17 protein-coding genes and 1 tRNA gene are annotated in these 19,448 nt (G+C 61.5%); 11 read left to right on the top strand and 7 right to left on the bottom strand.

All coding sequences use genetic code 11. From position 1 onward, the window contains the following. Positions 1–127 precede the first annotated feature (127 nt). Positions 128–616, bottom strand: a complete 489-nt coding sequence (locus GOB93_RS00100) for a DUF3574 domain-containing protein (RefSeq protein WP_242010440.1) — start codon at positions 614–616, stop codon at positions 128–130. After that, positions 613–1,455 carry an NUDIX hydrolase gene (locus GOB93_RS00105; protein ID WP_173581587.1) on the bottom strand — a complete coding sequence of 281 codons (843 nt, stop codon included), beginning with the start codon at positions 1,453–1,455 and terminating at the stop codon, positions 613–615. Before GOB93_RS00105 ends, GOB93_RS00100 begins: the two co-directional genes overlap by 4 nt. A gap of 207 nt (positions 1,456–1,662) precedes the next feature. On the opposite strand from GOB93_RS00105, the gene GOB93_RS00110 reads away from it, so the two are divergent. The 5 genes from GOB93_RS00110 to GOB93_RS00130 all read left to right on the top strand — a co-directional run bounded on the left by GOB93_RS00110 (position 1,663) and on the right by GOB93_RS00130 (position 7,908). Next, positions 1,663–3,504 (top strand): ABCB family ABC transporter ATP-binding protein/permease, encoded by a 1,842-nt coding sequence (locus GOB93_RS00110; protein ID WP_173581588.1) that lies wholly within the window; start codon positions 1,663–1,665, stop codon positions 3,502–3,504. A 57-nt stretch (positions 3,505–3,561) separates the two neighbouring features. Continuing rightward, positions 3,562–3,873, top strand: a complete 312-nt coding sequence (locus GOB93_RS00115; protein ID WP_173581589.1) for a hypothetical protein — start codon at positions 3,562–3,564, stop codon at positions 3,871–3,873. Positions 3,874–4,091: 218 nt separating this feature from the next. Beyond that, on the top strand, positions 4,092–4,397 hold the full coding sequence (gene rpmB, locus GOB93_RS00120; protein ID WP_173581590.1) for a 50S ribosomal protein L28: 306 nt from the start codon (positions 4,092–4,094) through the stop codon (positions 4,395–4,397). 248 nt (positions 4,398–4,645) lie between these two features. Then, on the top strand, positions 4,646–6,736 hold the full coding sequence (fusA, locus tag GOB93_RS00125) for an elongation factor G (RefSeq protein ID WP_173581591.1): 2,091 nt from the start codon (positions 4,646–4,648) through the stop codon (positions 6,734–6,736). A gap of 170 nt (positions 6,737–6,906) precedes the next feature. Then, a complete protein-coding gene (locus GOB93_RS00130) occupies positions 6,907–7,908 on the top strand; it encodes a hypothetical protein (protein ID WP_173581592.1) in 1,002 nt (333 codons plus the stop codon). Between the two features lie 90 nt (positions 7,909–7,998). On the opposite strand, the gene GOB93_RS00135 is transcribed toward GOB93_RS00130, so the two are convergent. After that, positions 7,999–8,073, bottom strand: a tRNA-Thr gene (locus GOB93_RS00135). A 242-nt stretch (positions 8,074–8,315) separates the two neighbouring features. On the opposite strand from GOB93_RS00135, the gene GOB93_RS00140 reads away from it, so the two are divergent. The 3 genes from GOB93_RS00140 to GOB93_RS00150 are packed head-to-tail and all read left to right on the top strand — an operon-like array spanning position 8,316 to position 11,948. Next, positions 8,316–9,575: an HlyD family secretion protein gene (locus GOB93_RS00140; protein ID WP_173581593.1), complete on the top strand. Its 1,260-nt coding sequence runs from the start codon at positions 8,316–8,318 to the stop codon at positions 9,573–9,575. Continuing rightward, the gene (locus GOB93_RS00145) at positions 9,572–11,155 is read left to right on the top strand and encodes a DHA2 family efflux MFS transporter permease subunit (protein ID WP_173581594.1); all 1,584 of its coding nucleotides are present in this window, start codon (positions 9,572–9,574) and stop codon (positions 11,153–11,155) included. The genes GOB93_RS00140 and GOB93_RS00145 overlap by 4 nt, the downstream gene beginning before the upstream one ends. A gap of 13 nt (positions 11,156–11,168) precedes the next feature. Next, on the top strand, positions 11,169–11,948 hold the full coding sequence (locus tag GOB93_RS00150) for a JAB domain-containing protein (protein ID WP_173581595.1): 780 nt from the start codon (positions 11,169–11,171) through the stop codon (positions 11,946–11,948). A gap of 166 nt (positions 11,949–12,114) precedes the next feature. Here the strand turns inward: GOB93_RS00150 and GOB93_RS00155 are convergent, their stop codons facing one another. Beyond that, positions 12,115–13,080 carry a glycosyltransferase family 2 protein gene (locus GOB93_RS00155; protein ID WP_173581596.1) on the bottom strand — a complete coding sequence of 322 codons (966 nt, stop codon included), beginning with the start codon at positions 13,078–13,080 and terminating at the stop codon, positions 12,115–12,117. After that, a complete protein-coding gene (locus tag GOB93_RS00160; RefSeq protein WP_173581597.1) occupies positions 13,077–15,347 on the bottom strand; it encodes a GumK N-terminal domain-containing glycosyltransferase in 2,271 nt (756 codons plus the stop codon). Before GOB93_RS00160 ends, GOB93_RS00155 begins: the two co-directional genes overlap by 4 nt. A 301-nt stretch (positions 15,348–15,648) precedes the next feature. Here GOB93_RS00160 and GOB93_RS00165 point away from each other — a divergent pair, with 301 nt between their 5' ends. Beyond that, positions 15,649–16,731 (top strand): glycoside hydrolase family 5 protein, encoded by a 1,083-nt coding sequence (locus GOB93_RS00165; protein ID WP_242010441.1) that lies wholly within the window; start codon positions 15,649–15,651, stop codon positions 16,729–16,731. Positions 16,732–17,217: 486 nt separating this feature from the next. On the opposite strand, the gene GOB93_RS21890 is transcribed toward GOB93_RS00165, so the two are convergent. Then, on the bottom strand, positions 17,218–17,346 hold the full coding sequence (locus GOB93_RS21890) for a hypothetical protein (protein ID WP_277877188.1): 129 nt from the start codon (positions 17,344–17,346) through the stop codon (positions 17,218–17,220). Between the two features lie 499 nt (positions 17,347–17,845). Between GOB93_RS21890 and GOB93_RS00170 the strand changes: the two genes are divergently transcribed. Both GOB93_RS00170 and GOB93_RS00175 read left to right on the top strand, forming a co-directional pair. Further along, complete coding sequence (locus tag GOB93_RS00170) at positions 17,846–18,331, top strand: Hsp20 family protein (RefSeq protein WP_173581598.1); 486 nt, start codon at positions 17,846–17,848, stop codon at positions 18,329–18,331. Between the two features lie 67 nt (positions 18,332–18,398). Next, complete coding sequence (locus GOB93_RS00175; RefSeq protein WP_173581599.1) at positions 18,399–18,677, top strand: DUF1150 family protein; 279 nt, start codon at positions 18,399–18,401, stop codon at positions 18,675–18,677. Positions 18,678–18,808: 131 nt separating this feature from the next. On the opposite strand, the gene hpf is transcribed toward GOB93_RS00175, so the two are convergent. Continuing rightward, on the bottom strand, positions 18,809–19,396 hold the full coding sequence (gene hpf / locus GOB93_RS00180; protein WP_173581600.1) for a ribosome hibernation-promoting factor, HPF/YfiA family: 588 nt from the start codon (positions 19,394–19,396) through the stop codon (positions 18,809–18,811). Between the last annotated feature and the right edge of the window lie 52 nt (positions 19,397–19,448).

The raw sequence follows: 19,448 nt of genomic DNA on the forward strand, positions 1-19,448 counted from the left end.
TGTTTCTCTGACAGGCCCTCACGCCTGAGCCGGGAAAAGCCCGACAGCTTTTCCACCGGAAGGGCAGGGGAGGCCGCCCCGTCCCGGTTTCGTCTTTCCCGGCCTCGTCCTTCCGGCGCGGAGGCCGTCAGAAAGACGAACACCCCCTGGTGACGGTCAGCCCGACAGCCTGCTGGTGAAATGTCTTCTTATACGCATCCCGGATCGCCGTGATTTTGTTCCCCAGATCCGGCGTTTCCTCCGTGACGACCCACACCAGCCGCGACGGCTCCGTGCCGATGCGGCCCGTTTCCCGGTCCTGCCACTGACCAAGGCCGTTCTGAACCGTCAGACCCGCCGGAAAGCGCGGCGTGATCACATCGCGAAGAAAGCCCCGCCAGTCCGCATCTGTCACGACGCCGCCCTCAGGCCGGGTCATCCCGAACATCAGTGTAATCTGAAGGTCAGACGTGGCGCCCAGGGCACCGCAAAGCCGCGGCACACTCTCCCCCGCGACCGGCTGCGCCGTCGCCTGTGTCGCCTCCCGCATCGCCGGCCGCGTCCCGCCGTCAGGCGCCTGACATCCGGTGACGAGCAGCGCAAACGCCGTCAGCGCAATCCGGCGTGTCATGCTCATAAGACGCTCCTGTCACCATGAAGCCCGCTCCGGAGCCTCCTGCCTTCCGCCGACTGCGGATCGATCAGCCCCTCCCGCAGAAAGAGATCGATCAGCACGAGATTGACGTTGAACTTGAACTCATCCGTATCCCGCACAAGTCGAAAGACCTCAGCGATCGGGAGAAGAAGAAACTCCTCCACCTCGCCATCCGCCGGCTCCGGCGTGAACAGATCCGTCAGAACCAGGTCGTAACAGATCAGCAGATCGCGGCGCAGCCCCTCCGGACGATCGAGCGCATAGCGAATCGTCCCGGCATGCCGGGCATTCTTCATGATCTCCGGAGGCAGGCTGGCCTCCTCTCCGGCTTCCTTGAACAGCGCGGCATCCGGCGTCAGCCCGGCGGAGACGCCGCCGGCGACGAGATGATCGAGCTTGCCCGGATCGAGGCGCTTCCCGGCCGAACGCCGCCCGACCCAGAGATGCAGACCGTCCTCCCTGCGGACAAGCCCGTTGAGATGAACGCCGGTCGCGATCAGCCCGAAGAGAGGCAGCGCCCCACGGTCGATCCGCGCGACAGGCGGCCGGTCTTCGGCGGTGCGGACGTCGAACAGCTCGTGATGTGACCGGTAGAAGCCCTCATCGGCAAGACGCTGGCCGATCGCCTCAAGCCGTGAGGGATCGGTCAGCGAGAACGCCGCGCCATCCGCGAGACCCAGCCGGCCAAGCTCCGGAGCAATGCGGGGATCGATATAACCCGCAGCCTCTCCCCCCAGCCTGAAGACCGGCCGCCCGCCCGGCAGAACGGCCGTATTGCAGGCCTCGATATGGCGCATGAAGCCATCCGCGGCGTTGCTCATTTCCCGTCTCTCCGATGACAGGCAGGGCGGAACAAAGCAGGGTGACGGAGCATGGCAACCTTCCGAACTGACAGAAGCAGTCTGAGCCCATAACGGGCGTCTGGCCATTTTTCCTACGGGGAGAGCAGGGCGCTGACAATGCCGGGCCGCCGCCCGTCAGGATCACGAGGGCTTGCAAAACCGCGTGAAGCTGCCACATCGGGACGCATGAGTCCCCCGTCGAATGCTGCGCCCCGACCGTCCCGGCCCGCAGGTCTTACCCTCTCCAGGCTGCTGCCTTACTTATGGCCCCGTAACGATCCCGGCCTGCGCCTCCGCGTTATCGCCGTGCTCCTGCTGATGGTGCTCGCCAAAGTCGTGACCATCGCCGTGCCCTGGCTCTACAGCCGGATCATCGACCACCTCTCCCGCCCCGATTCCGTCGTCACCGTCCCGGTCCTGCTCATCGTCGGCTACGGACTGGTCCGCATCATGTCGTCCGCCTTCAACGAACTGCGCGACATGGTCTTCGCGCCGGTCCGGTACAGGGTCGCCCGTGACGCCGCGATGCGCAGCTTCGTTCACATGCACGAACTGTCGCTCCGCTTTCATATGGACCGCCGGACCGGCGGCGTGACCCGCGCGATCGAACGCGGCACCGAGGCCGTGGAAACACTGCTCCGGATGGGCCTGATCATCGTGCCAACGCTTCTCGAGGCGTTCATGGTCATCGGACTGATATGGATCGTGTTCGACTGGCGCTACGCCGGAATGATCCTGCTGGCCGTCATCGCCTATGTCGTCTTCACCTTCGCCTTTACCTCCTGGCGAATCGGCATCCGCCGCCGGATGAACGACATCAACAGCGAAGCCACCGACAAGGCGCTCGACAGCCTGCTGAATTACGAAACCGTCAAATATTTCGGCAACGAGGCGCACGAGGCGAGACGCTACGGAGACGCCCAGACCCGCTACGCCCGCGCGGCGACGCAGACCCAGTACACGCTCGGACTCCTGAATTTCGGCCAGGCCGCGATCATCGGGACCGCCCTGATGCTGATCATGCTGCTCGCGGGCGCGGACGTCTCCGCCGGCCGCCTGAGCGTGGGACGTTTCGTGCTGGTCAACACCTACCTGCTCCAGCTCTACGCACCGCTAAATTTCTTAGGCTCCATCTACTCCTCGATCCGTAACGCGCTGGTCGATCTGGAGCATATGTTCGGCCTGCTGGAGGAAACGGTCGAGGTCGCGGACCCCGCCCACCCCCTGCCGATCGCGGCAAGACTGCACGACGCCGCACCCGTCAGCGTCGCGTTCAGAGACGTCCATTTCGGCTACCGGCCCGACCGGGAGATTCTCCACGGCGTCAGCTTCTCCGCCGCTCCCGGCACCCTCGTCGCCATCGTCGGCCCCACCGGCGCCGGAAAATCGACCATCAGCCGGCTGCTGTTCCGCTTCTATGACGTCTGGTCCGGCCACGTGATGATCGATGGCCATGATGTCCGCGCCTATCGCCAGGCCGACCTCCGGGCCGCAATCGGCGTCGTCCCGCAGGACACCGTCCTGTTCAATGACACCATCGGCTACAATATCGCCTACGGGCGTCTCGGCGCCACCCAGGAAGAGATCGAACACGCGGCCCGGCTGGCCCAGGTCCATGACTTCATCGTGTCGCTGCCCGACGGTTACGGAACACGTGTCGGTGAGCGGGGGCTGAAACTCTCCGGCGGCGAAAAACAGCGCGTCGCCATCGCCCGCACGATTCTCAAGGACCCCCGGCTCCTGATCCTGGACGAAGCCACCAGCGCGCTCGACACCCATACCGAACGGGAGATCCAGTCGGCGCTGCGGGCGGTTTCCGCTGAACGTACCACTGTCGTGATCGCACACCGTCTTTCAACTGTGGTCGATGCAGACGAAATACTGGTACTGGCAGACGGTCGCGTGCAGGAGCGGGGCCGTCATGCCGATCTCGTGGCGAAAGGCGGCCTGTACGCCGCCATGTGGGCCGCGCAGGATGCCGGAATGGACGATTCCGCGCAGACTGTGCCGGAAAAACTGCCGGTCTGAGACTGGCTGAACAGAACGCAGGGCCGCATGACCGGCGTTATCAGAGGATGAGACGATATGACCGACAGTAAAACGAGCGACAAACAGACCCCGGCGAAACAGGTGACGGAATCCGGCCCCCAGCCCGAGCAGATCTCCGAAGAACTGACCAAATGCGCGATGGTCGTCGAGCACGCCATCGAGCATCTGCTCGACGAGCACCACGCGCCGCTCTCCGTGGCCTCCGCCCTGCTGGGCGGATCGCTCGGCCTCCTCGCCCGCACCATGGATCGCGATACGATTCTGAAGATCCTGGACAGCGCCATGCAGAGCGTGCGTTCCGGCGAACTGCAGCAGGCCGGGAAGGCCAGCCCGTCCGGGAGCGCCTGACCCGCTTTACCTGATCCGCTTTATCGGGCGGGGGAGCCGGAGGGCGCAGAACCGGCAAATCCAGGCGGGAAGAGCCGCGCGCAGCACATTCGTGCCGGCTGACCGCCATAGTTTGCTTGACTGTGGAGAACGCCTCCGTCATAAGCCGCGCCTGATTGTGAAGGATGAAAGCCGGGCATCGCCTCGGCCCCTGTTCTTTTTTGACCGAGGAAGTAATCATGTCCCGCCGTTGCGAGATCACTGGCAAGGGTGTCCTGACGGGCAACAACGTCAGCCACGCCAATAACAAGAGCCGCCGCCGTTTTCTGCCGAATCTTCAGGAAGTCTCGGTTCTTTCCGAGATCCTCGGAGCGTCGGTGCCGATGCGCGTCAGCACGCGCGGCCTGCGCACGATCGAGCATAACGGCGGCCTGGATGCTTTCCTGCTCGACACGCCGAATCGTAACCTCACCACCGAAGCTCAGGTGATCAAGCGCCGTATCCAGCGCGCCAGAGCGAAGAAGCAGGCAGGCGCCGCTGCCTGAAGTCTGACGGCGGCAGACCCCGCATTGCGGCGGGCCGCCGCCAGTCCTGATCGCCGCATGCCTGCGGAGGCTGTGTCAAGACAGCGTCGTAGCGGTGGCCGGCTCCGGACCGGAGCCTGTTTCATATCCGGCAAAGGCGCGGAGAGACATCTCTCCCGCCATGCTCCATAGATTTCCTGCCCCAGGCCTGTTCATCTCTGTCCGTTTTCTGGCCCATTCCTGGCCCAGCCGTTTCCCGGAGAACCCCCGTGTCCGCCCAGTCCGAACTCTCGAAAATCCGTAATATCGGGATCACCGCGCATATCGACGCCGGCAAGACCACGACGACCGAGCGCATCCTGTATTACACAGGCGTGTCGCATAAGATCGGTGAGGTTCACGAGGGAAACACCACAACCGATTACATGGCGCAGGAGCGTGAGCGCGGCATCACCATCACCTCCGCCGCCGTGACATGCGAGTGGAAAGACCACCGCATCAACATTATCGACACGCCGGGTCATATCGATTTCAACATCGAAGTGAACCGCTCGCTCCGCGTGCTGGACGGCGCCATCTTCATCATCGAAGGCGTCGCGGGCGTGCAGCCGCAGTCCGAGACCAACTGGCGTCTCGCCGACCGCTACAATGTTCCGCGCATCATCTTCATCAACAAGCTCGATCGCACGGGCGCCGATTTCTATCGCGCCTTCGATACGCTGAAAGAGAAGCTGGACATCGTTGCGATCCCGCTTCAGCTCCCGATCGGAGCCGAGGAGAACTTCCTCGGCGTCGTCGATCTGGTCGAGATGAAGGCGATCGTCTGGGAAGGCGGCGAGCTCGGCGCGAAGTTCCATGACGAGGAAATTCCGGCCGATCTGAAAGAGAAAGCCGAGGAAGCGCGTCAGAACCTGCTCGATACAGCCCTGGCCGTCGATAACGACGCCATGGAAGAGTATTTCGAAAAGGGCGACGTCTCCGTCGAAACCCTGAAGAAATGCATCAAGAAGGGCGCGCTGACCGGCGAGTTCCGCCCGGTCCTCTGCGGCACGGCGTTCAAGAACAAGGGCGTTCAGCCGCTTCTCGATGCCGTCATCGACTATCTGCCGGCTCCCGATGACGTCGAAGGTATCCGCTGCGCCCCGCCGGAAGACGCCGACGATGTGGACGAGAAGAAACTGCCGATCATCCCGGTCGACCCGAACGGCAAGTTCGCCGGCCTGGCGTTCAAGATCATCAACGACAAATACGGCACGCTGACCTTCGTGCGCGTCTATCGTGGTGTTCTGAAGACCGGCGACACCGTTCTGAACACGACGAAAGGGCACAAGGAGCGTATCGGCCGCATCTATCAGATGCACGCCGACAAACGCGAGGAACTGTCCGAAGTCCATGCCGGTGACATCGCCGCTTTCGTCGGCCTGAAAGACAGCCAGACGGGTGACACGCTGGCCGATCCGGCCGATCCGGTCGTGCTGGAGCGGATGAGCTTCCCGGTTCCCGTCATTGATCTCTCGGTCGAGCCGAAGACAAAGGACGGCGTCGAGAAAATGACGCTGGCTCTGCAGAAGCTGGCCGGCGAAGATCCTTCCCTGCGTCTGAAGACCGACCAGGAAACGGGCCAGACCATTCTCTCCGGCATGGGCGAGCTGCATCTCGACATCATCATCGACCGTCTGCGTCGTGAATATGGCGTGGACGCGAATGTCGGCGCCCCGCAGGTCGCTTACCGCGAGACGATCAGCAAGCCGCACACCGAGACCTACACCCACAAGAAGCAGTCCGGTGGTTCGGGTCAGTTCGCCGAAGTGAAGATCGAGTTCGCCCCGCAGGAGCGGAACGAAGGTATCGCCTTCGAGAACAAGGTCGTCGGTGGCTCGGTTCCGAAGGAATACATCCCGGCCGTCGAAAAAGGCATTCGCGTCCAGTCCACAAGCGGCGTGCTCGCCGGCTTCCCGACCGTGGATTTCAAATTCACGCTGCTGGACGGCAAGTACCATGATGTCGACTCGTCGGCTCTGGCCTTCGAAATCGCCGCAAAAGCCTGTTTCCGCGAGGGTATGAAGCAGGCCGGTCCGGTGATCCTCGAGCCGATCATGGACGTCGAGGTCACAACCCCGAACGATCACGTCGGTGACGTGGTGGGCGACCTGAACCGTCGTCGCGGCATGATCCAGAGCCAGGAGACCTCAGGCTCGACCGTCATGGTTCGCGCTCAGGTGCCGCTGAAGGAAATGTTCGGCTACATCTCGCATCTCCGTTCGATGACGAAAGGCCGCGCATCCTTCACGATGCAGTTCCACCATTACGACCCGGTTCCGCGCAATGTCGCGGAAGAGATCATGGCGAAATCCGCCTGATCCTCAGGTGATCGTCAGTCCTGCAAACGGGGGTGAAGGAGGCTGCAGGCCCCTTCACCCCCGTTCGTTTATGACCACCTGTCTGCCCGTGAACCTGACTCAGAGAGACCACACTCCCTGCCAGGGCTCACCACAAACCTCGCAAAATCCCGTTCAGAGCCTGTCCGCAAATGGCTGACGACCCGCTTTCGCCGATCTGGCCCCTCCTGCTCGGCCGGGAGCCGACACAGGCCGAGCGCGAGGCCGAAGCAGCGCGGGAGCCGGCAGACAGCGAACAGACTCTGGCCCGGCGTCTCATGCTGAGCGATGAATTCGCGGCACGCCTGCGACAGCTGAAAAAAGACGCCGGTGAAATCTCCCGTACCGTCCTCGCCGGACGTCGCCTGGCCTTCGTTCACATCGAGAAATGCGGCGGCAGCACATTGCATGCGATGTTGGCCAGCCAGTTTCCGCCAGAGCGGATCTGCCCCGAGCGGTTCGACGCGCTGGGATGCTGGACGATCAACGAACTCTCCCGGTACGATCTGTTCTCTGGCCATTTCGATCTCGCATATTGCCGTTCGATCCCCGGCACCGTGCAGGTCATCACCATGCTGCGTGAACCGCGGGCGCGGCTGATGTCGCTCTGGCGTTTCTGGCGGGCACACCGCGAAACAGCAGCCACACAGAGCCATCCGCTGGTCCGCCGCGCCCGGACGATGGACGCGGAGACGTTCTTCTCCGATCCCGTCGTCATTCGGAGCGCTTCGGTCCGGGACGCCATCACAGGCCAGCTGATCCGCACAGGGGCAAAAGGCGAGACCGGACCGGACGACATCCTCATCACGAACCCGGAGCAGGCCGGCGAACAGGCCTGGACGGCGCTCAGAGCGATGACAGCCTTCGGGCTGGTCGAACGGATGGAAGAATCGCGTCTCCTCATCAATGACGCGACAGGACTGGCGATGCAGCCGGTCGCCCCCCTCCAGGTCCTCAACGATCTGGTGCGGAACGAAGCGGCGTTCGTGAAGCCTCCCGAAGAGCCGATGACCCCCGCACTGCTCGCGCGCCTGGACGCACTGACCCGCGCCGACAGGGCGCTTTACGCCAGAGCAGTCCGGCTTTTTGCCAGACGATACGCCATACTGCGCCTGCGCCAGCGCGGGCGGAGACTCCTCAGGAGACTGCGGTAGTCCCCTGCGGGGCGCGGAACAAAGCCCCGAAAAACCGTTTCACAAACGGCTCATCCGGACAGATCGCATTTCAAATTGTTCTGAAAATTATGGTGCCGGGTGAGGGATTTGAACCCCCGACCTTCGGTTTACAAAACCGCTGCACTACCACTGTGCTAACCCGGCAGACATGCCAGCAAAAAGGCATGACAGGACCGCTCTCGTCCGGGCGTCTTTTGCCTGCACCCAAACGGGCGGTCAAGATCAATCTGGCTTCCGATGCCGTCAGATAATCCCGTCTTCGTATCGTCTGCGACTTGATGAGAGTTGAATGCCGTGCGAAAAACTGACCGAACCGATCGGTCAGCGTTGTCACGCGCTGAAAATCGGCCGTTCGACGAAATTTCAGGTGTACAGACGGAGACGGCATGGCCGACGAACAGCAGGATCATGGGACAACCGAATCAACTGCTTCCGGTGGTCCCGCTTCGGCCCCGGCCAAAGGGGGAAAGCCTCCTAAGAAAAAAAGCAATCCGCTGATCCGGGCAGTCCTGATTCTGGTGCTGCTGCTCCTGATCGTCGCCGCAGCGGTCTACTGGTTCCTGCACCGGTTTGATATCGAGACGGATGACGCCTTCACCCAGGGCCGGGCGATCACAATCGCACCGCATGTCTCCGGATACGTCACCGAACTCCTGGTCGATGACAACCAGTTCGTCCACGCCGGACAACTGCTCGCGCGGATCGACCCGCGTGACTGGCAGGCCGAACGTGACAAGGCCGCCGCCGCGGAAGCCCAGGCCGAAGCCTCGGTGGCCGGCAATCAGATGCTGCTGGCAGTCGCCGAAAAGAACTTCCCCGGCCGCCTGCTCGCCGCCCGGGGACAGCTCGCAGCGGCGAAAGCCCAGGAATTCCGCGCCGAAACGGATTACAAACGCCAGCACTCCGTCATGCGGGCCGCAACGTCGCAGCAGGATATCGATTACTCGAAAGCGTCCCTCGATGCCGCGCGTGCCCAGGTCGACGAAGCACAGGCGCAGGTCGAAATCGCAACGCCGGTCGTGCCAAACGTCGCAAATGCAAAGGCCATGGTCTCCGGCCAGGAAGCTCAGCTCGCAAACGCCAGAGCGCAGCTCGCGCTGGCGGACCTGAACCTGCAATGGACGGAAATCCGCGCCCCGCACGATGGCTGGATCTCCCAGCGTAATGTCGAGGCCGGCCGTTACGTCTCCACCGGCCAGAGCCTGTTTTCGATCGTCGAACCGGAAGTGTGGGTGATCGCGAACTACAAGGAAACCCAGATCACCAGCATGCGCCCCGGTCAGCTGGTCGATATCGAGGTGGACGCCTACCCGGCCCACGATCTGCACGGCCATATCGATTCGCTGCAGAAAGGCACCGGCGCCACCTTCAGCGCCTTCCCGCCGGAGAACGCCACCGGCAACTACGTGAAGATCGTCCAGCGTGTCCCGGTCAAAATCCGCATCGATCGCGGGCTGGACCCGGAAGTGCCGCTCGCCCTCGGCCTTTCCGTGGTGCCGGTCGTCCACACGGACACCGCGCCGGCACGCGGCCCCGACGGCCGCATCGTCGACCGCGACCCGCAGCATGGCCCGCAGAACGGCCTTCAAAACGGGCCGCAGCATGAGCCGCACAATGTCCGGCAGCCGGAGCCCGGCTCACCATGAGCACGGCTTCCGGGGGCAACGGCAGCCACGCTGACGACTGGAAGCCGAAGCACAATCCATGGCTGATCGCTTTCGTGGTCACCATGGCGGCGTTCATGGAAATTCTTGACACAACGATCGTGAACGTCTCGCTGCCCCACATCGCCGGCAGCCTGTCGAGCACATATGACGACGCCACCTGGACGCTGACATCCTACCTCGTCGCCAACGGCATCGTCCTGACGATCTCCGGCTGGCTGGGCAAACTGTTCGGACGCAAGACCTATTTCATGGTGTGCATCGCCATGTTTACCGTCACGTCCTTCCTCTGCGGAATCTCCACCAGCCTGGGCGAGCTGATCGTCTTCCGGCTCCTCCAGGGGTTCTTCGGCGGCGGACTGCAGCCCAATCAGCAATCCATCATTCTGGACACATTTCCGCCGGAAAAACGCGCGGCGGCTTTCGGCCTCACCGCTATCGCCACCGTGGTCGGCCCGGTGCTCGGGCCAACGCTCGGCGGCTGGATCACCGACAATTTCTCCTGGCGCTGGATTTTCTTCATCAACGTGCCGTTCGGAATCGCCACGACAGTCGCGGTCGCCTTTCTGGTGGACGACCCGCCCTGGGCGGTGAAGCGCCGGGAACCCATCGACGTGATCGGCATCAGCCTGATCACGCTGGGATTCGGATGCCTGGAAGTCATGGTCGATCGCGGCGAAGATGATGACTGGTTCGGCTCGAACTTCATCTGCATCATGGGCGTGCTGGCCGCGACCGGCATCATCGGCGCCGTCATCTGGCTCCTGAAAGCAAAGCAGCCGGCGGTCGATCTGCGGGTGTTCAGAGACCGCAATTTCGCGGTCGCGACCTTCCTGATGGGCGCCATGGGCGCGCTGCTCTATTCATCGGCCATCATCGTTCCGCAGTTCGCGCAGCAGGTCATCGGCTACACCGCGACCCTGTCCGGCCTCGTCCTCTCGCCAGGCGGCATCGCGGTGATTTTCCTGATCCCCATCGTCGGCAGGCTGATGACAGTCATGTCGGTCAGACTGGTGATCGCAATCGGCTTCACCCTGATGGGACTCGCCCTGTTCTGGTCGGCCCATCTCGTGCCGTATCTCGATTTCCGGCATCTTGTCTTCTTCCGCATGAGTCAGACGGCGTGCCTCGCGTTCCTGTTCGTGCCCCTGTCGACAATCGCCTATTCAACCCTGTCGCGCGACATGAATGCCGATGCCTCCGCGCTCTTCTCGATGGTCCGGAACTTCCTCGGCTCACTCAGTATCTCGGGCGCGACCGCGCTGATCACCGAACGCCGGCAGGCTCATCAGTCCGACATGGTACAGTGGATGACACCGTTTCATCAGCCCTTTAACGATTACCTCGCACAGGGCCGGCAGTTCGCCCTCGACCACAACCAGCCGCAGGCCGCCTCCGCCCTGGCCCAGCGGCATCTGTTCGTCGATTTCGGGCAGCAGGTCGCCATGCTGGCCTATAATGAAGCCTTCATGATTTTCGGCATCGCCGCCTTCTGTGTCGTCCCCTTCTGTTTCCTTCTCTCACCGATCAAAGGCGACGGAAAAGCAACGGCGGCTCACTGATGGATGATCACGGATGGACGCACCGCACTCGCCATTCCCGCGCCTGAAAAACGCGGAGCCGTCCCGGTTTGCCAGCACGGGACCGACAGGACACAGGGGACGGATGCGGGAGCGCGTCCTGTCGCGCGGGGCAGCGGCGCTGGCGGATTACGAACTCGTCGAAATGCTGCTGTTCTACGGAATTCCCCGGCGCGATACGAAGCCGCTGGCGAAATCGCTGATCAACCGGTTCGGGTCGCTCGCCAGCGTCCTCAACGCGTCACCCGCCGCGCTCCGCTCCGCACAGCTGAACGATGAGACAATCACCGCCCTGAAGCTGCCCGCCGTGGCAGCATGCCGTCTCGCCGAAGCGGAAGCGCGCCAGCGGCCCGTGCTCGGCAACTGGGATGCCCTCCTGGGATATTTCGACACAGCCCTGGACGGAGCCGTGCCCGGACAGCTGCGTATTCTGTTCCTCGATAATCGCAATCGCCTGCTTGGCGACGAAGCCGTTCCCACGGAAAACACAGGCGCCGAAAATACAGGGGAGGGCGCCCGTCGCGGCCCCCGGATCGAAGCCGCGAAGATTCTGCGCCGCGCCCTGAGCCTGCATGCGACCGCTCTGATAGCGGTCAGACTCTGCACCACGAGCGGGCAGGGACCAGCCCGGTTTGCCCCCGGAGATGAAGACCTCGCCCGCGAACTCACACGCGCCGGAGCACTTCTGGCAGTCACCCTGCATGACATGATCGCTCTTCAGGGAGGAAACTGGCTGAGCCTGAAACAGCAGGGAAAACTCCCGCCAAAGACCTGACTGCTTCCGGAAACAGGCTGCTCAGCCGTATTTCACGACAAATCTTTGATAAAGATAAAAGTTTTTGGTGAAGCTTTTTTCAAAAAGCTTCGAAAGACACCGCCTTTTTGAAAAAAGGCGGCACCCAAAAACTTTTATTTTCATAAGGCAGTTTCAGGAACAGCTTCTACCCTCGGCGAACAACGCGCCGGCAGATGGCCCGAAAGATCAGCAGACAGATAAACGGCCCGAACGAAGGCCGCTCTCTGAGCCTGCGCAGCAGGCCGCCGATATCCTTCCTGCGAACGGCGACAGAAAAGAAATGCGCATCATCAAGACGCATGAGCCCGTCGGCCCGCTGGCGCAGCAGCGTCACCAGGTCCGGCCGGCCAGAAATCCCCGGCTCCCGCGCGAGCGTCAGCGCCGAGCGCGCCAGAGCCCCGTAAGCAATGCTGGTCCGTGAAAGATCGGACACGCGCCTGCTGATCGCTCCCGATCGCTGCGTGTAGAGATAGAGAGCCTCATCCAGGAGCCTGAAGCGCGCGCCGCTTTCAAGCAGCGACACCATAAAAGCGAAATCCTCGCCATGACGCATCGAAGCCGGATAGCGCAGATTCGTCCGCATAAGAAAGTCGCGCCGGAAGCAGGGTTTCAGAAGACCCCAGTCCGCGCCTTTGCCATCCGCCAGATTATGCCGGAGATAATCCGCAAGGGTGATGTCCCTGCCAGTAAAACCCCGCGTGGCATGAGCAGGACCGGTCGGACAATGCGCACCCGAATCGTAATAAAGAAGATCGTCCGCGACGATATCCGGTTCAGGCGCGCCGGCAGTCAGATCCGCAAGGCGGCGCAGACGATCCGGCTCAAATGCATCGTCAGCATCGAGCGTGGCGATCCAGTCTCCCTTTGCAGCGTTGATCCCAAGATTCCGCGCCGCGGACGGCCCCCCGTTCTGCGCCGTCTGAAGAAGCCGGATGCGGGAATCCGCTTCAGCAAGCTTTGCGACAACGTCTCTCGTCCCGTCCGTCGAACAGTCGTCGACCATCAGAATCTCAAGCGGAGCCAGCGTCTGCTCCTGAACCGAACGAACCGCGCGCAGCAGAAAATTTTCCGCATTATAGACGGGAATAATGACCGAAAAGCCGGACGTCATCGGGACACCATCTGATCGTAAACAGCTTCCAGACGTGCGGTACAGGCGCGGAGATCATGTGCCTCCTCGATGAAAGACCGGGCCGCACCACCAAACCGGTCGGCAAGCGTGTCGTCGCTGAGAATCGTAATGAGATGACGCGCCAGCGCATCCACATCCTTTTCCGCGAAAGCGAAACCTGTTTCGCCGTCGATCATGCCCTCGGTGGTGCCGCCGCTCGCCGAAGTCACGACCGGCACGCCGCTGGCCTGAGCCTCCAGAAGAACGAGCGGCAATCCTTCCATGTCGCCGTTTCGGGCAACGATACTCGGCAGACAGAACACCCGGGTCTTCGCCATCAGATCCTGAATCGTGTCACGGCTGACCGCGCCCATAAACGTGACCCCCGCCGATCCCCCCACGCGTCGTTCCAGCTCCGGCCTGTCCGGCCCGTCCCCGGCGATAACCAGCTCAGCACCCGGAACCGCATGTCTCACCCGCTCAAAGGCCTCAAGAAGGAAAGAGGCGCCCTTCTTCTCAACAAGCCGTCCGACGAACAGAATAACCGGCGCCCGTTGTCCGGGAGTCGGTTCCGAAGGACGGAATCGGTCCACATCCACACCGATATGACAGATCGAAATCCGTTCCGCCGGAAGACCGATGCGGATCGCCGCGTCCCGGATGGGGCCTGAAACGGCAACAAAACCGACATTTTTTTCACGAGCCAGCCTGGCAAGTCTGGACGGATAGCGCTTCCACCGCCGTCCGGACCGGCCGGCAGCGAACCAGTCCATCCGTGTCGTGACATCCGAACCATGCAGGGTAACAAGAAGAGGCACGCCAAGCCGGCGGGCAACGGGCCAGGCTTCCACACCATCGAAACCGAAATGGGCGTGAACCAGCGCCGGCGCGACAGAACGGGCGATCCGCATGATGCCAGGGGAGGGCAGATCGAATCGCCGGCCAATGACACCACGGACCTTCTGAAAAAATGTCGCCGGCCCCTTGCTGCACGCCCGTATCTCAAGCCCGTCCAGGGGCAGCTTGCCGATCTCCCGCTCCCCGATCAGCACGGGATGCCAGCGACGCAGAGCGAGAGCCTGATCGCGGACAAATGTTTCCGAAAGCGGCAGGATTTCCGTGCGGTACACCGCGACCGTCTGCCCGTCCGTCTGCGGAGCAAGACGAAACTCCGGGAAACGTTCAGGCGAAAGCAGCCGGTCGACGATCTCGCTCCACTCGGGCAGATCGATGGAAATCGGCTCATCGCAGGCGAGAGCGGCCCGGATCGCGGCGGCAATCGACGCGCTGTCCCCGGGCGTATAACCGAAGCGGCCGGGAATATCGCCAATCGCGAAATCCGGACAGACCGCCGGCTTCCCGAAATAGGCGAACTGTTTGAGCTTCAGAGACGTATCGAGCAGATAACGCGGCGTGCTGGCATCCCGGTACGGCGCGACACCGAACCGGGCGTTCCGCACATAGGCGAGCGTCTCCTCGAACGGCATCTCGTCATGCACGATAATATTCGGCCTGCGATCCAGCGCCTCGGCCGCCCGGCCCGCTCCGATGACATGGAACTCAAGATCGGGGAAAGCCGGAGCCGCAAGATTGAAGAACGATGCGTCGAACAGCATCGACCCGACAGAGACACAGGCCGCCCGCCCGTCAAATGGCGATGCGCGGGGTTTGTCCATCAGCGCGCGATCCACGCCATGCGGAGCAAAAATCGCGCTTCGTCCGTGCGGCATTCCCTCCAGCAGCAGACGCGACGGAAGACGCACAAGATCGATCTTGTCGAAATTGCGCGAGAAATCCCGCAGAATGGTCCCGGCCGCGCCAATGACCGAAAGATCGTCGGAAGCCAGATAGACGATGCGGGCGGACGGTTTGATCCGCCGGACATCCTCCACATACACCGCCGCCATGCCGGATTCGATAAAGACAACATCGGCCTCGCGAATCCACTGCCGCAGAACCTCCGGCATCCGGCGCCGGTAAAGCCGGAACATCGCCGCCTCAAAAAAGCGAAGAGCCGGTTTTTTGAGACGGAACGGATGCCACAGGCCACGCTGCAGATAACACTCAACCCCGTCAGTCACCTCGACCCGGTTCGCGCGTCCGCCCAGATCGGTGCGGGTGTCGCCACGACGTTCGGAAAGAGTGCTGAGCCCCGTTGAGAAAAATCTGGTGTGGCCCCGTTTCGCCAGTTCGGACGTAATAAAATGGACACTCGCCTTGCGGCGGGAGCGGAAGTCATGCACCGAAAGGACAAGAAAACAGGACATGCGGCGTGTGTTCTCTCTTGATGGGGAAGAGGGAAAATGTGTCTGCTGAGCAGCCCGATCATTGCGGTTCCTGTCGATACGATCAATGGCATGTTCAGAACAATCAGACATTGCGCCTGACGCGATCCTGTGGTGACGTCAGAAAACTTCATCGGAACTGACAGCGCCTGTCCCGTATCCTGCGACCGGCGGAGGCCCTGAGAGCAGGCATCTGACAGCAGATAACAGATAAACAGCAGACCCCGGATAACAGGCTCCGGATGGCAGATTACTGAGTCAGAAACCGACCCCAACGGAGACAATGATGCGAATCAAAATCCGTCGTCCCGCCGCTCGTTTTTCCATTACCTCATGCGCCGCTGCCGCACTCTCCGCCATTCCGTTCTGCGCCACCCTGCTCTCCGCCAGTATGGTCTTCGCGGCTCCGGCACAGGCCGCCATTCTGCCAGGCGTCAACCTTGCCGGTCCGGCATTCGCGTCAGGGAAAATTCCGGGACGTTATGGCTGGGACTATGTCTTTCCGAAACAGCAGGAAATCGATTACTACACGTCCCACGGCATGAAACTTTTCAGACTGCCCCTGTCATGGGAACGTCTGCAGCCGGAACCGTCCGGCCCGCTCGACCAGGCCTATCTTCAGCATGTCCGGGATTTCGTCACAGCGGCCCAGGCGGCCGGCGCCCTTACCATCATCGACATCCATAATTACGGAGCCTATCGCGGCCAGCTTATCGGCACCGAAGAAGCACCCGTCGCACTCTTTACGGATCTCTGGGTGAAACTCGCACACGAATTTGGCTCATCCCCGTCCGTGCTTTTCGGACTGATGAATGAACCGAAGCAGAAATCCGCTGATGAATGGGCGAATTTCCAGCAGCAGGCGATCAACGCCATCCGAAAGACCGGCGCGACAAACCGCATCCTGGCAGCCGGTATAGACTGGGACGGCGCGCATAATTTCCAGCAGGTCAACGGAACGGCGCTCGCGCGTCTGCACGACCCCCGCAAAGCACTGCTCTTCGAAGCCCACCAGTATTTCGACCGCGATTCCTCCGGCACCGCACCTGACTGCGTTTCGGAGGATCAGGTCGAAGGACGCCTGGCCCCCTTTGCCGACTGGCTCGAGGCGCATCACGCAAAAGGAGTGCTGGGCGAATTCGGCGTCGGCCGCAGCCCCGCCTGTCTGGCGGATCTCCGTCACGCCATGACCTATATCTATTCGCGTCCGTCTCTCTGGTACGGATGGACCTACTGGGCCGGCGGCCCGCTCTGGGGCGAATACATGTACACCCTGGAGCCGAAAAAAGACGGCTCCGAACGTCCGCAGATGGAAATCCTCAGGGACGTCCTGCAGTCACAGCCGTCCGAAAATCACGCCCATTGAAATGATCGCGACAGTATCAGGCTGTTTGCGGAACTGAAAAGTAATCCACGCCGCAAAATCGTCACGGCAAAGGAACCGGGTGGCGTCATCGGGGATAGCGCTCAGCCCGGACGGCAGTCAGAACATTTTCTGATATGCATCTGATATTTTAGAAATCAAACAGCCAGAGACCGTCTGGCCGGCCAGGCTAAACGTCCATCGTCAGACGGAAAAGCCATCTCGTATCCGCAACGGATCAGCAGGCGCCAGAACTGATACCGGACCCCGTCACACAGTAACCGGCCCGTCGTCGTTCTCCGGACTCACGCCGGAAATCCCCTGCGAGAGATCCCTGCGATATATCTTCTGCGCACGCAGACGCCGGAACACGCACCGGAGAAACCGTAAACCAGAACAGAAATCAGATCTGATCCGGGTTACCCGCCTGTATCGGCATTATGCCCTCTCAGGCGTTTCTCCGGGGCCGTGTCGTCCCGGCAGGCATCGTCAGTTCGTGACGCGGTCGGACAGAACAGTCGCAATCATCAGCAGGCCAACGGCAGGAACAAAAGCAAACAGGGAAACTGTAGCCAGTGCGCTGACCGGGTTCGTGAGGAAGTTAAACGTTTCGTGCATAAGCATAGTCATATCTCCGAATGAATGTGTTATGCGGAGAAAGCACGTCCTTGCGATCGAAGGCAAGTTTTTCCGTCGGATACCTGAGTAAGCAAACACGCATGGGAGATGTAGAAAGAAAAAACGACAGTTAACAGGCGGTTTTCAACACCGGACGGATGAATAAAAGAGCGCCATCACCTCTCAGGCGCCGTCAGCCCGGCTTTCATATGATTACATAATGAGCACAAAAACCAGTCATATGACTATATAAAATGCACATTCTGAAGCCGGATTGCTGACTCTTTTCCGGGCAAAAAGGGGACCGCAGAACCGGCAGCCAAACAGCACTGACGTGCTCACATGCATGTGATGCAGTAAGCGGATAGCTTTCCGCCGGAGTCGAACCCGGAATCGAAGCGCCGCCCCCTCTTGCATCCGCCCCGCGTCAGTCCATATCCTGATGATACGATCGCCGTAACGGGGTCGTGTTTCGTCTCGCTCATCAGAGGAGGCTGCAATGTCAGGCCGGGTTTTTGGGTCGCCGATGTTCCTTGGGTTCGATCATCTCGAAACCATGCTGGAACGGGCGTCGAAGTCATCAGGAGAGGGCTATCCGCCCTATAATATCGAACAGATCAGCCCGTCCGCGCTGCGGATCACGCTCGCCGTCGCCGGTTTCACAATGGACGATCTCCAGATCACCCAGGAAGACAACCAGCTGGTCATCCGGGGACGGCAGTCCGAAGATGTGCAGGGACGGGTTTTCTTACACCGCGGCATCGCGTCGCGGCAGTTCCAGAAATCATTCGTGCTCGCGGAAGGGATCGATATAGGCGGCGCCTGGCTCGATAACGGGCTGCTGAATATTGACCTGTATCGTCCGGAACCGGAAGTGCGGGTAAGACGCATCGATATCAGCAGAGGCGGCGCTCCCCGGAAAGTCTCCGATGAAGGCGTGAAGCCACAGACGCCGCGTGTGGTGCGCAGTATCGGCGATGACTGATGACACGGCAGGGCCGGCGCGGCCGGTCCTTTGCAGCTGAAGCCTGCGCGGGGCGCGGGAGGGAAATATGCAGAGAAATGTGACAAACGGAGACGACAGGACTCCACAGGACAGGGCCACACAGGATGCGGGGGCCGGCGTCGTGGATATCCGCAATCTGACAGACGACCAGTTTCTGACACTCGGTCTGCCGAAACTAGTCTATGTTCGTGAAAACAGAAGTGAAGGCCGCAATGTTTTTGCGATTCACGCCGCAAACGGCCAGATCATGGGCGTCGCGGAAGATCCGGAAACAGCGTTCTCCGCGATTACCGAACACGAGATGGTGGCGATGACCATTCACTGACCACCTGCCGGGCCATCCATTCCGGTCCGCCGGCGCTGTCTCCGGACAGCGCCAGTCCGCCGGACATCACAACCCCGGACAACAGGCCCCGGGCAACATGATCGCCCGGGAGACGACATCAGAAGTCGTGATTACGAAACTCCGGGATCAACCCAGCCAATATTGCCATCGTCACGCCGGTAGATGATGTTGATCTGCCGGCTGACGCTGTTGCGGAATACCAGAAGACTCCGGTCCGCAAGATCAAGCCGCATCACAGCCTCACTGACGCTCAGCAGCGCAATCTCCGTCGCCTGCTCCGCGATGATCGTCGCATACGGACCATCCGCCCTGTCGTCGGACACCGCCGAAGCAGGCTGCGGATCGTTGGGCTGGAGAATATAGGTCCGCCCGATCTCAGGACCCGGATGACGCGCCGTCGCACGCGAATGCGACCGGACCCGGCGGCGATACCGGCGCAGCCTCCGGGCAATATGTTCAGCGGCGTCATCAAACGCAGTCGGAGCATCGGCGGCCTCGCCTTCACCCCGAAGCGTGAGACCCCGACCGGCATGAACATTGATATCACACGTGAAAAATGAACGGGCCCTGCTGAAAGTGACATTCGCTTCCATTGCCTGATCGAAATAACGCTCGGCAATGGTATCAAGATGCGTGGTCACCCTGTGCTTCAGGGCATCAGACAGGTCTATCTGCTTACCGGAAACGTGGATCTGCATTCTGACAGGCTCCTTTCACTGAGGAAACCGGTCGCCCGTAAACGCCTGACAG

The sequence above is a fragment of the Acetobacter musti genome, assembly GCF_011516835.1.
Lineage (GTDB): Bacteria > Pseudomonadota > Alphaproteobacteria > Acetobacterales > Acetobacteraceae > Acetobacter > Acetobacter musti.

Coding starts and splice junctions, on each gene's coding strand:
- GOB93_RS00100 (WP_242010440.1), bottom strand. CDS start 616: ATGAGCATGACACGCCGGATTGCGCTGACGGCGTTTGCGCTGCTCGTC.
- GOB93_RS00105 (WP_173581587.1), bottom strand. CDS start 1,455: ATGAGCAACGCCGCGGATGGCTTCATGCGCCATATCGAGGCCTGCAAT.
- GOB93_RS00110 (WP_173581588.1), top strand. CDS start 1,663: ATGAGTCCCCCGTCGAATGCTGCGCCCCGACCGTCCCGGCCCGCAGGT.
- GOB93_RS00115 (WP_173581589.1), top strand. CDS start 3,562: ATGACCGACAGTAAAACGAGCGACAAACAGACCCCGGCGAAACAGGTG.
- rpmB (WP_173581590.1), top strand. CDS start 4,092: ATGTCCCGCCGTTGCGAGATCACTGGCAAGGGTGTCCTGACGGGCAAC.
- GOB93_RS00130 (WP_173581592.1), top strand. CDS start 6,907: ATGGCTGACGACCCGCTTTCGCCGATCTGGCCCCTCCTGCTCGGCCGG.
- GOB93_RS00140 (WP_173581593.1), top strand. CDS start 8,316: ATGGCCGACGAACAGCAGGATCATGGGACAACCGAATCAACTGCTTCC.
- GOB93_RS00145 (WP_173581594.1), top strand. CDS start 9,572: ATGAGCACGGCTTCCGGGGGCAACGGCAGCCACGCTGACGACTGGAAG.
- GOB93_RS00150 (WP_173581595.1), top strand. CDS start 11,169: ATGGACGCACCGCACTCGCCATTCCCGCGCCTGAAAAACGCGGAGCCG.
- GOB93_RS00155 (WP_173581596.1), bottom strand. CDS start 13,080: ATGACGTCCGGCTTTTCGGTCATTATTCCCGTCTATAATGCGGAAAAT.
- GOB93_RS00160 (WP_173581597.1), bottom strand. CDS start 15,347: ATGTCCTGTTTTCTTGTCCTTTCGGTGCATGACTTCCGCTCCCGCCGC.
- GOB93_RS00165 (WP_242010441.1), top strand. CDS start 15,649: ATGATGCGAATCAAAATCCGTCGTCCCGCCGCTCGTTTTTCCATTACC.
- GOB93_RS21890 (WP_277877188.1), bottom strand. CDS start 17,346: ATGCACGAAACGTTTAACTTCCTCACGAACCCGGTCAGCGCACTGGCT.
- GOB93_RS00170 (WP_173581598.1), top strand. CDS start 17,846: ATGTCAGGCCGGGTTTTTGGGTCGCCGATGTTCCTTGGGTTCGATCAT.
- GOB93_RS00175 (WP_173581599.1), top strand. CDS start 18,399: ATGCAGAGAAATGTGACAAACGGAGACGACAGGACTCCACAGGACAGG.
- hpf (WP_173581600.1), bottom strand. CDS start 19,396: ATGCAGATCCACGTTTCCGGTAAGCAGATAGACCTGTCTGATGCCCTG.